Annotated in this window: 10 protein-coding genes and 1 tRNA gene; 6 read left to right on the forward strand and 5 right to left on the reverse strand. The window is 43.9% G+C overall.

The features are described 5' to 3' along the window. The first annotated feature begins 59 nt into the window (after positions 1–59). Positions 60–368, forward strand: a complete 309-nt coding sequence (locus QNI29_RS02905) for a hypothetical protein (protein ID WP_231419322.1) — start codon at positions 60–62, stop codon at positions 366–368. Continuing rightward, positions 346–1071, forward strand: coding sequence for a peptidoglycan recognition protein family protein (locus QNI29_RS02910; RefSeq protein ID WP_231419323.1), 726 nt, complete (start codon positions 346–348; stop codon positions 1069–1071). The genes QNI29_RS02905 and QNI29_RS02910 overlap by 23 nt, the downstream gene beginning before the upstream one ends. Before the next feature lie 17 nt (positions 1072–1088). Here the strand turns inward: QNI29_RS02910 and QNI29_RS02915 are convergent, their stop codons facing one another. From QNI29_RS02915 to QNI29_RS02935, 5 genes are all read right to left on the reverse strand, one after another. Next, on the reverse strand, positions 1089–1868 hold the full coding sequence (locus tag QNI29_RS02915; protein ID WP_231419324.1) for an SDR family NAD(P)-dependent oxidoreductase: 780 nt from the start codon (positions 1866–1868) through the stop codon (positions 1089–1091). Between the two features lie 308 nt (positions 1869–2176). Beyond that, the gene (locus tag QNI29_RS02920) at positions 2177–2956 is read right to left on the reverse strand and encodes an ABC transporter permease (RefSeq protein ID WP_231419325.1); all 780 of its coding nucleotides are present in this window, start codon (positions 2954–2956) and stop codon (positions 2177–2179) included. Then, complete coding sequence (locus QNI29_RS02925; RefSeq protein WP_231419326.1) at positions 2953–3861, reverse strand: ABC transporter ATP-binding protein; 909 nt, start codon at positions 3859–3861, stop codon at positions 2953–2955. Before QNI29_RS02925 ends, QNI29_RS02920 begins: the two co-directional genes overlap by 4 nt. Next, a complete protein-coding gene (locus QNI29_RS02930) occupies positions 3858–4064 on the reverse strand; it encodes a PLDc N-terminal domain-containing protein (protein ID WP_231419327.1) in 207 nt (68 codons plus the stop codon). Before QNI29_RS02930 ends, QNI29_RS02925 begins: the two co-directional genes overlap by 4 nt. A gap of 458 nt (positions 4065–4522) precedes the next feature. Further along, positions 4523–4595 (reverse strand) — tRNA-Ala (locus QNI29_RS02935). A 240-nt stretch (positions 4596–4835) separates the two neighbouring features. Here QNI29_RS02935 and QNI29_RS02940 point away from each other — a divergent pair. From QNI29_RS02940 to hpaB, 4 genes are all read left to right on the forward strand, one after another. Next, positions 4836–6935 (forward strand): hypothetical protein, encoded by a 2100-nt coding sequence (locus QNI29_RS02940; RefSeq protein WP_231419378.1) that lies wholly within the window; start codon positions 4836–4838, stop codon positions 6933–6935. 15 nt (positions 6936–6950) lie between these two features. Beyond that, positions 6951–8918, forward strand: a complete 1968-nt coding sequence (locus QNI29_RS02945) for a beta-propeller fold lactonase family protein (protein ID WP_231419328.1) — start codon at positions 6951–6953, stop codon at positions 8916–8918. A 342-nt stretch (positions 8919–9260) separates the two neighbouring features. Continuing rightward, positions 9261–10622, forward strand: coding sequence for a sodium/glutamate symporter (locus QNI29_RS02950; protein ID WP_231419329.1), 1362 nt, complete (start codon positions 9261–9263; stop codon positions 10620–10622). 129 nt (positions 10623–10751) lie between these two features. Continuing rightward, positions 10752–12170 carry a 4-hydroxyphenylacetate 3-monooxygenase, oxygenase component gene (hpaB, locus tag QNI29_RS02955; RefSeq protein ID WP_231419330.1) on the forward strand — a complete coding sequence of 473 codons (1419 nt, stop codon included), beginning with the start codon at positions 10752–10754 and terminating at the stop codon, positions 12168–12170. Positions 12171–12207: the final 37 nt, after the last annotated feature.

Below are 12207 nucleotides of genomic sequence, written 5' to 3' on the forward strand. Positions count from 1 at the left end.
ATTATACAGTCAAAAGTGGACCACCCTTCATATTTTATAGAAAGGAAGGAGGTGAGCTATTGAAGAAGAGCAAATGGAAAAGTTATCGACTATGGGTGGCCATTGCGGCACTCATAGGAATGTTCTTACAGGACTGTGGATTTATCGATATGGTCGATCGGTACGAAATGTATGTAAGTATTATTCTTTCAATCCTTATTTTCCTTGGGGTGATTCATTCCCCTGAAAAGGAAGTTATACGAGAAGTGTTAGAAGAGGAATTGAACTCAAAAGAAAAGGAACCAAAAGTAGATCGAGAGACCATTGAAAAAGTTGTGGAAGAACTTAAAGAAAAGGAGAATGAAGATGAAGATCAAGAGTCTACCTAAATTAGTAGATTTGCGCGGTAAGACAGCGCGGGATGGGGAGTACAAACGGGTTGCTTTAGAGAATAAAACAGAGATTGCCATTCATCACTCCTTAACAGACGAAGGGGATTCAGAAGCCTTTGCCAGGTACCATGTAAATACAAATCAATGGCCGGGCATTGGCTATCATTTTGTGATTTTGAAGGATGGGACAATCGAATGGAATCATGATCTGGACCGAATTAGTTATCATGTTGGAAGCGCGAATAAGCGCGCTGTTGGAATTTGTGTGGTCGGGGATTTCAGATATTATGAACCTACACCTGAGCAGAAGAAGGCCTTAAAATCTCTTCATGAAGCGTTAAAACAAGAAATGACCAGTTATGAACGAACGCTAGGACATAATGAATTTCCGGGATATGAATGGAAGGCCTGCCCGTGTTTTGATTACCGAGCTGTGTTAGGACATGCGAAGGTAGAGGCAGACGTCAAACGTTATCGAATCATGACAGGTACATTTCCTTCAGCAGAAGAGTTAACCAAAGGCAAGCAGAGGGTGTTAAGTCGGTTTAATTGGACCATTTATGAACGAGCCGATCATTCAAACTTTAATCCGCCTTATCGACTTGTTACAGGCACATTTGTATCGAAAGAAGAAGCAGATCGCTATGCGGCGGTATTAAAAGAAGAATTCGGGTGGATCATCTATGTTATCGATGCATAAAAATGGTGCCAACTCCTTTAGGAATTGGCACCATTCATATTTTGGGCGATTCGAGCAGCCACAGAGCGAGGAACGAACTTGGCAGCTAAAGCTCCAACCCGGTTCATGCGTCCAGGTACAATTACACGGTGTTTCTTCTGATAGCCTTCAAACCCTGCTTTTGCTACCGCTTGTGGAGACATGGTGCTAGCAGCAAGTTTCGCATTTTCTGCTTTGGCTGTTTTGAAGAAGTTTGTACCCGTTGCTCCAGGACAAAGTGTTGTAACGTGTACGTTTGTATCTTTTAGCTCTTCGGCAAGTGCTTCAGAGAAAGAGAGTACATAAGATTTAGAGGCGTAATAAACAGCCATCTTAGGGCCTGGTTGAAAAGCAGCGGTGCTGGCTACATTTAAAATACCAGCGGACAAGCCTTGATTCGCCGCCTTCTTTAAGGAAGGCAGGAAGTAGTGAGTGAGCTCAGTTAAAGCTGTAATATTCACTTGAAGCATGTCCTGTTGCTCTTGAAGAGAAAGCTCGTCGAAATTTCCGTTTAACCCAAAACCAGCATTATTAACGAGGGCCGTCACAGGGAGTTTCTTATCCATAACCTGTTGGTAAAGTTCTTTCGAAGCTCCGGGCTGAGAAAGGTCTTTTGGAATTACTGTCACGTCGATGTGTGTTAATTCCTCTTTCAACAGTTGAAGTTTCTCTTCGTTTCGAGCTGTGATAATTAAATTATAGCCATTCGCAGCGTATAGCTTAGCGAACTCATACCCTAAACCACTAGATGCGCCTGTAATAAGGGCTGTTGGATTCATTTGGAGAACCTCCTACAATGTATATTAGTTCGTATGTTTAAGTATTTAAACCATACAAAAATTTCTACATAAAGTCAACTTGATGACATCATGAACGGAAGTGTCCGAAAATCAGAAAGATGAGGACGGCTATAACAATAATGATGGAAGAAACAATAGCAAACATGTTTAAGCTCCTTTTAACGTATATGAAATAGGTGTGAGGTGAATGAACAGGATGCTCGATCTTCTATACTTTACCCTAATTGGCTGTACTCTAAATCTAAAGAGAGATAACGAAAAAAGGGGGCTCATGAGAGCCTCCCTTTTTATGCGGCTAGTTCTTTTTTTCGAAATAACATAATGGAGCTAACGAGCAGAACAGCGATCAATAAAAGAGTAATGGCGACGGTGAGCCAGAGGTCTCCGTTTGTTGTACCGTTTGTAACATACGTACGAATAAACGTATGAATTTGAGCGGGGTACCCATCCATGAAGCGTGATATAAGCCCGCTTAGGCTATTGATTAGTATGACAACCGCTATTGATAGAAACCCGACAAGACCAGGTGTCTTGAAGAAAACATTCATAAATATAGAAATGGTCAGAACCAACATCATCCAGACGCTATATAGGAGGAAGGATCCGAGCATCGAAGAGAAGGCTAACTCTCCGTACAGAATGTTTACGTAATACCAACTACTTACTAAACCAAGAAATAAACTGATAAGGACGAGTAAGAGAGTACTAGCCCATTTAGCTGTAATATAGGCGGCATAGCTTACCGGTTTGACTAGGATTAATTCTGTTACCCCGCTCTTTCGTTCGGCTGCGATGATCCCCATTGTCATGAGGAGTACAACGGCAACCCCGAGGAGATTAAGTTGTCCAAAGCTTAACAGGAAAGCTTCAGATGGTGTGGGTGTTGGGAAATTAAACGTTGTTCCTTCAGGCATTTCACCGGACTTCTCGAGAATGACAGGCAAATAGTAAGTTGTGATCGGGTCCATGACGGCTAGCAAAATAAATGTAATCGGTACCCAGATCCATTTAAAATTTCGCCAGTTTTCAAGTAATTCTTTTTGAAAAAGTGCCATCCACTGCCTCATTCGTTCACCACCTTCATAAATAACTCCTCAAGGGAAAGACGCCCATATTCAAACGAGGTGAGTGGCCAATGCTGGCTCGCCGCAGTTTTAAGAATACTAGATCGTCCAACTGCTAAATCACGAACCTCAACAAGCAACGTATCCCCGTTTCGTTCGACGCGTGTCACTTCTGGTAAAGATTCAATCGCCTCTAAATACGATTCTGGGTGCGATTCAAAGCGAAGGGCTATTCTGTTTACAGCATGCGTGTCTCGGAGCGCCTCTAATGTGCCTGAATGGAGCAATGTCCCGTTATGTAACAGAATAAGTTCATCACTCACTTCTTCTGCATCACTCAAAATGTGGGTGGAGAACAAAATCGTTGTTTCTTCTTTTAGTTCCTCAATTAAATTCAGCACCTCGCGACGTCCAATCGGGTCGAGAGAGGAGACGGGTTCATCAAGTATAATAAGTTTGGGCCGATGAATCATAGCTTGTGCAATACCGAGTCGTTGCTTCATACCACCTGAATACTTGCCGATTCGTCGGTTCTTGGCTTCGTAAATGCCCACTCGCTTTAATAAATCATCAGCACGAGTCACGGCCTCTTTCTTAGATAAATGAGAGAGGCGGCCCACATACGTCAGGAACTCTGCTCCTGTCATCCAGTTATGGAAGACAGGATATTGAGGCAAGTAACCGATCAGGGAGCGAATGTCTGTATGACCTTGCATCCCTTCAAAGGAAACAGTCCCTGATGTTGGTTTCATTAATCCAGACAGCATGCGAAGTGTCGTTGTCTTCCCGGCTCCATTCGGGCCGAGGAGCGAAACGCATTTGCCTTTTTCTAAAGAGAAAGATAACCTATCCACGACAGGTTGAGCGTCAAAGCGTTTCGTTAAATCTTGCACGTGAACAAGACTCATCGATCATTGCTCCTTCCAAATATAAAGTAAAGAATCGGTCCAATAAGATTCAGTAGCACGATGACAAGAAGCCATACCCACTTTGGCCCATTCGTTTGTTCTGTGCGCACCCAATCAATTAGGGCAACGATTAGTAAGATGCCTTCAATGACAAGGATGGGGGCGATTAAGACCCACGGAATGGACTGGAATATTTCAGTCATACCTACTCCTCCTTTTTTCTCTTTATGTATATAACGTATGAGGAGAGGGAGGGGTTCAAATCAATTAATATTTTTTTGGTAGGCTCTGTTAAATTTTATTTTACTTGGAAGGGGCCGTTATATTTTATGAGTGCTTGGGCTTGTTCGGGGACAACTCGCTTTCCGACGGGGAGATGGGGAGCCTCCTCGTTCGCATTCGCTCTCTGTGGGGTCTCACCTAGGCTCTTTCCCCCGTAGGAGTCTCGCAGTCCCCGAACAAGCTCTGGCTATAAAAGGGGGAACGGCCCTGAGGCTAGTTTCAAGGGAGGTTTTAGATGGCATGTTTGCGTTCACTCAAATATGGAAAAGGTGGGCCTGCCTAACTCTCACCTAAAGCAAACGCAAACACTCTCACAGCTTCGTGAGTGGGGAGTAGGCACAAAAAAAGAAACCTTTGATTATCAAAGGTTTCTTTATAGTGGAGCATGCCGGGCTCGAACCGGCGACCTCATGGCTGCCAGCCAGGCGCTCTCCCAACTGAGCTAATGCCCCGTATGTAATTGTGAAGACAATTAAATTATACATCATTCAGAAAAGTCTGTACAGAGAAAGTGAAAGCGATTTTTTTAAAGAACAACCAGGAGTGGGGGAGTCTTAATTAAATAGGTAGGTTTTTTATAGAAAACCTTTACATTCCCTAGGGTTTTCGGTAAACTGATAACAGTTCTCATTGATAACGATTATCATTATACATATAGGGAGAGAGTGTACGTGAAAAAGCCATGGAAAGTGATGTCTTCAATGATGTTTGCTTCAGCCATTCTACTAGCAGGTTGTACAAATGATGAGGCATCTTCTAAGACGGATGAACAAGTAGAAGAAACGGATCAACAGCAAGAGGGAGAAGGAGATCAGCAAGCGAAAGGGTCTTCTGTAGCAAGTGTCTCTGTAAAAGACTACAACTCATTTGATACAGCGGGCAATATGCTTGCCTATGCGGAGTTCGAATTGTCTGGAGAACCTCTCGTTGAAGGGCTTGGGCTTGATCTTGATGTGTTAGATCCTAAAAATGTGGATGCGCCAACAAAATTTGATTATACAGCAGGCGTTGAAGCATATGAGTATTCTGAAGAAGCCATGTACGAAGTTGTGGAGAAGTCAGGACTAGGTTTACATCTTGTGAACGGGCCGGCTGTTCAGAATATAGCAGAACAGGAAGAGAAAGAGCCTTCTCAAGTTCTTGGTGAACGTTTCTATACATTAGCTGATCAAGTAGGCTATCCACGGGAAGAAATATTCCAAAACATGTACCCGACTATGATTGAATACTCAAGTGGGGATCCTCACTATGCTCAGGAAGTGAACACAGGGGAGTATGCTTCAAATGATGATGGCACGTACGTTCCGATGTACCAGGTGGACTTCCAATCGCTACGCTGGGATCGCGGGAAGATGGATAAAGTGTTAACACCAGCTGCATATGGCGGTACGTTCCTTAAGCAATCCCTTTGGGCTGGAGATTTCATGGGTGGTTTCCACACGGTGGATGGAGACGAAGAACTAGAAGCCGAATCGGCTGACGGAGATTCTGATGAGAATATCGCACTTGGCGTAAGTTCAGCAGATGGCATGCAGGGTCTGATCTTGACGGAAGAAATTTGGAACAAAGTGAATTATGTTCGCGATTCTCTATTTTACAGTGCAAATGACCAGGGTCTTACTCAAGCGCAATTAGGAGATTCCTACAATCCGGAAGAAGGGCTTGTATACTTACCACATAAAATCGCCGTCACAGAAGACGGAAATGATCAAGCAGCAAATGCTGAGAGTCTAGAAGTCTCAGATGCTAGCAGCCAACTGCGTGACCAGTGGCTTATGCTTTGGCCATCTGCTGAGTTTTACGGCATGACAGATCAGCGTCCAGCGAATGAAAATGTTAATCCGGCTTTCCGTGCGCTATTTGATAGCAATCCTTATCCAAGCGCACCTGCTGAGAACCTGGATGATCATGCGTCCAATGATGTAGCGTCGAATGATCCATATTCTGCGAACAAAGACGTGATGATGCACGTGTTTAAGAATTTAGATGCCATGCATTTTAATAAAGAAGTGGGCGCATTTGTAACGAGTCATAGCGGTTCTGAGCAAGGGGATTATGTGGATACATTTGAAGCGGGTTACACCATCGAATCCTTGCGAATCTTCGAGCGTGCGATTGATGGATTACCTGTAGGATATGCAAATGCAGAATCTGCAAAAGGTCTTGAGACAGAAGAAGGGAAACGGGCCCTTGAACTGATTACGAAACAAGCAGACTTTATTAAAGATAAATTAATGCTCGATTCTGGGCTTGTCGCAAGCGGTTATAAAATTGGGGAAGGCGCCGAAGATGCTACAACGCTAGATGCTCAGATTGGAGCGATTCGTGGTTTAACGGCAGCTTACCTTGCAACAAAAGACGAGCAATATCGTGAAGCGGCCCGCACCATCTATCAAGCCATGGATGAGAAGCTTTGGGATGAAGAAGTGAAAGCTTATGCAACGAAAGGCGAAGAGATGGTCTACACACCAGAAACGGCCGGGGGAGTAGCAGCTGTTTATCGTGTAGCGATCAATAATTTGGCGAATATGAACGAGGACGAACAAAAACCGGCTTCATTAGATCGTGAAACGATTGTTTCCCGCTACACGGAATTCTTTGATGTAGTAATTGATGGTCCTGCGACGGATCAAGGCATGCAAGTGAGTGAATTCTGGGATACGGGTGACTTCTACAAGACAGATGATGACAGTGGCAATACGGATCAAGACAATGTATTACAGATTCAAGCAGGTCATGGCGAACATGGCATTGCTCCCGTATTATTAGACGTAGAGATTACACGAAATTAAAGAAGGTTGATCCATATGAAAAAAGGATTTCTTATAGTTACGCTCCTGCTAGTGGGAGCGTTCCTTTTTATCCAAAACCAAACCAAAGGCATAACCGTGGATAATTCCGTCGTTCGTAATAAACCGGCTCATAGTGACAACATCGTGTTGGACGATCGTGGCGACTATATTTATACAGCCAATATTGATGTATCAACCGTAACCATGATGAAGGCTGATTCAAAGGAAGTAGTCACTGAGATTCCCGTCGGAGATGCACCGCGTCAATTAACACTCAGTCCCGATGAACACTATCTCTATGTATCTAGCATGGATGACCACCAAGTGGATGTCATTTCAGTAGAGAAACAGGAAGTGATTGATACATTTGATGTAGGGGTTGAGCCGTATGGAGTGCTTACAAGTCAGGATGGCCGTACATTGTATGTGGCCAATTATCGTTCGAACACGATCAGTGTCATTGATGTGGAGAAAGGGCAAGTAGAAAAAGAGATTCAAGTGCCAGAACGCCCGAGGACACTAGCCCTCACCCCGGATGGTGATAAACTTTATGTGCCTCATTACTTATCTGGGAAAATCAGTGTCATTGATACAGAAAATCAGAAAGTCATAGACGAAATTCAGCTTGCCGATTCACCTGACCAGGCCGATCAAAAGAAAAGCCAGGGTATTCCGAATACGCTCGAGAACTTTGTTATTAGTCCTGATGGCAAGCGGGCCTGGGTTCCACATCTGTTAACCAATACGGATACCCCAATTCATTTTGAAGAAACAATCTTCCCAGCGATCTCAGTTATTGATTTAGAGAAAGGGGAAGAGATGGTCGATGAGCGTAAAGAGCTCTTTGAAGAAATGAACGTAACAGATAAGAAAGATGAAACTATGATCGTATCAAACCCTTATGATGTTACGTTTTCACCAGATGGGGCCAAGGCGTATGTAGTGATGTCCGGAAGTGAAGACTTAGTTGTCTTTGACCGAAAACGCGGGGGGAATGCGACTCAGGTACTGAGAAGGATTGAAGGAGACAATCCCCGTGGCATTGTTATGAGTCCTGACGGAGAGAGTGTTTATGTTCATAACGCGATGAGCCACGATCTCGCCACTATAGATACGGGTGGTTCAAGTCCTTATGCGACTGCTACACAATCGAAAGAAGCAATCGCCCTCATAGGCAACGATCCGCTAGATCCTCTCGTGCGAGAAGGGAAAAGAGTGTTCTACAGTGCCAATAGTGATGAATATGCCGCTGAGATCACGGGGAACAACTGGATGAGCTGCGCGTCTTGCCATAGCGACGGTTTGATCAATGGTCTAACACTCCAAACGCAAAAGGGCCCCCGTAATGTTCCAAGTAACGCTGTTGCAACAAAGACAGGGTTGTTTATGTGGGACGGGAGTCGTGATGATTTTAAAGATTACTTGTTAACCGTTCAAGGGGAAATGGGTGGTATGACGGAATATGATGCGAGTAAACCGCTACCGGAAGATGTGTCCCACATGTATGATGCCTTGTTTGCTTACTTAAAAGAATCCCCAGACTTTGAACCACCAAAGAGCCCTTATCGTGCAGAAGATGGTTCGTTAACAGAAGAAGCGATGCAAGGGAAGGAATTGTTTGAAGGAAAAGGGAATTGTATGAGCTGTCACGCAGGAAGTGAGTTCACAGACAGCGACCAGGCAGTGGGTGAAAACAAGGATTTAACAACAGACAACACGGATTTCTTGCACGATATCGGCACAACCAATGAAGGAGATCAGCCTTCAGATGGGGATGCTCGTGCGGACTTTACAAATCCCCGTGAAACGAATCAGTTTGATACACCGACATTAAGAGGGGTATGGGCAACAGCTCCCTACCTGCATGATGGTTCAGCTGAGACTTTGGAAGAAGCAGTAGAGAAACATGAATACCAAGAGGTCTCTCTTCTTTCACAGCAAGAAGTTGAACAGATTACAGCTTACTTGAAATCAATTGAATAGTCATTCTAGACCCAGAGCCTGGCTTTGGGTCTTTTTTGTATCGGAGGAAATACCTTCACAACCTATCAAAAAAATTTTCCTTGCGAAAATCGTAAAAATGCTTATAATTAAATAAGTCGGAAGTCGAGATATTTTGTCGAATTCCCGCACATAGGCTGCCAACACAAGAGGATCCCTCTACCTGAAGCGGCTTTTTTCTGCCTGAAAAAGTCGTTTTTATTGAACAACCTTTCCATATTTTAGAAGTTTTAACTTCCGCGACAACTCTACCCTACATTTACAGAGTTACCCTATACGAAAGAAGAAAGAAAGACTACAACATCATACAAGGAGCGTGGGTAAATGACAGTTTGGGATTTAGCTATTGATTTAGGTGTCATTTCAGTATTATTACTAATTGGTGTGGTTCTCCGTGCCAAAGTCGTGTTTATGCAAAAATTATTTATTCCAGCAAGTATTACAGCCGGAGTTTTAGGATTAACGTTTGGTCCGAATGGATTTGATCTATTACCTTTTAGCGATATGGTATCTTCTTATCCAACCGTTCTTATTGCCGTTATTTTTGGTGCCATTCCGATTGGTGCTGCTAAAGTTCAGTGGAAGAAAACATTCGGTCGTGTCCGAAATATGTGGGTCTATTCTATGCTACTGACACTCCTAATGTGGGGAGGCGGAGCTTTAGTTACGTATCTTGTCATCGCGAGAGTCAGTGACGTTCCAGATGGATTTGGGCTCATCTTAGGCGCAGGATTTCTTGGAGGTCATGGTACGGCTGCTGCGATTGGAGAGGCGTTTAGCGGTCTCGGATGGGAAGAAGCGACAGACCTTGGGTATACCTCTGCGACAATTGGACTTGTGGCTTCCATTTTAGGCGGACTTCTCCTAATTAAAACGAACACAAAAAAGAAACAAACGAACTTTATTTCAGATTTTAGCGACCTGCCACAAGAATTACGGACAGGACTTGTGAAGAAAGATAAGCGTGTTGTATCAGGGGAAGATACGGTTTCTAGTAATACGGTTGACCCTTTATTCTTCCACATTGCGATTTTAGGTGTCGTGGTGTTAGGCAGTTATTATCTGAAATCAGGAATTGAAGCCGTATTTCCGCAAGTGAGCATTCCGTTATTGAGCCTTTCCTTTGTCGTTGGTCTCATTATTCAAATGGTGTTAAATGGGACAGGGACGAACGAATACGTGGATAAGCGTATCATTGATCGCTTAAGCGGAACAGCTACAGATCTTATCGTGGTATTCGGAATGACGTCGATTAACCTGGCCGTTGTGGCGTCTTACTTATGGCCGCTATTAGCCTTAATGGTGTTTGGTGTCATTTGGGCATACTGCATATTCCGTTTTATTGCTCCGCGCGTATTCCATCAGCACTGGTTTGAGAATGGAATCTTTGGCTGGGGATGGAGTACCGGAACGGTAGCGATGGGGATTGCCTTACTTCGTATTGTCGACCCGAAGGCTGAAAGTACGACGCTTGATGATTATGCGCTCGGTTATGTAGGTATGATCCCGATCGAAATCTTGATTATTGCACTTGGACCTGTAATGGCGATGAGTGGACTTGGTCCTGTGTTCTCATTGATCTTATTAGGTGGAAGTCTGGTGATCCTTGCTGTAGCGGGTAAAGTTGGCTGGCTTGTGCCAGGTTCAAAAGCGTATATTCCTACAGAGGATTCAAAAGTTTCCTAGTGTGAAGAAAGAGCTCTCATTGTGAGAAGCTCTTTTTTTCGTGGGGTGAGTGGATCTTTAGTTCGGGCTCACGTTTTTAGGCTTCCCTAATAATATAGGTATGAACTTATAAAAATGGGAAGTGAGCACATGCCGGCCATAACAGGTGACGAGTATATCAAGCGAATTGATACATTACAGAGCAACATATGGTATGACGGAGAGAGGATTACCGGAAAACTTTCAGAGCATAGAGCTTTTGCTGGTGTTATGAAAAGTCAGGCAGCCCTATATGATTTGCAGCATCAAAAAGAAAATATGACGTTTACATGCGAAAAGTCAGGAACGGGAATCGGTGTATCGTATCTGATCCCGAGATCTGTGGAAGATGTAAAGAAGCGTAGAGAAATGATACAGGAGTGGGCCACTCATAATGGAGGATTTATGGGGAGAAGTCCAGACTATATGAATACCGTTCTTACCTCTTTTGCAGCTTCTCTTGATCTATTAGAAGGGGAGAAAAAGACCTTCCCGAAGAAATTGAGGGACTTCTATGAATATGCGAGGGAGAATGACCTATCTTTTACGCATACGTTCATCAGTCCTCAGTCGAATCGGTCTAAGCTAGCGTTCCTTGATGATGAAGTCACGAATGCTCGGATTGTTGAGAAACGGGATGATGGTTTAGTGATTCGCGGAGCTAAATTACTAGCGACGCAAGGAGGAATTACAGATGAGGTCATTGTATACTCCAACCCCGGTACCGCAGAAGAAGATCAATCGTATTTATTTTCAATCCCGACGGATACAAAAGGATTAACGTTCGTCTGCAGGCGTTCGTTTGTAGAATCGGATACGCCTCTTTCATCCCGGTTTGATGAAATGGATACGGTCGTTTTGTTTGAAGATGTGGTCGTTCCATGGGAGCGGGTTTTTATTTATGAGAATGTAAGAGCGGTAACAAGCCTTTATAAGGAAGGCAAATTTATTCCGTTTACGGTCCATCAGATTGTCTCAAGGCAAGTGATTAAGGCTGAATTTGTTCTCGGTGTTGCTCAGTCCATGGTGGATATGATCAACATTGGAGAGTATGATCACGTTCAGGGCAAAATTGCAGAAATTATGCGTGGCGTTGAATCGTTGAAAGCCCTCCTGTATAAGGGAGAAGGAGGAGGGACGTTGGATGAAGGGGGCGTGTACATCCCTGATCCGATCCCCCTTTACGTAGCTGTATCTGAATTTCAGGCTTTTTACCCTCGATGTATGGAGATTGTCCAGCAGTTAGGAGCAAGCGGAATGATTACACTCCCTTCTGAACGTGACTTCTCCTCCGATGTAGGGGAGAATCTCACCTTCTATTTAAAAGGGTATGAGAAAAATGGGAAAGAGAAAGTGGCGTTATTCCGCTTAGCTTGGGATATGGCTATGAGTGGATTTGGTACCCGGCAAATGCACTATGAACGATTCTTTTTCGGAGATCCTGTAAAGCTTGCTCAAAACCTTTATCAAATGTGTCCGACAGAGCGGGCTAAAAATAGGGTTGAGCAATTCCTGCAAGAGAGGTCATAAATGAACGGTTAAAAAGGGTTTATCCATGGTGGATAAA

The organism is Pontibacillus chungwhensis, from assembly GCF_030166655.1.
Classification (GTDB): Bacteria; Bacillota; Bacilli; order Bacillales; family BH030062; genus Pontibacillus.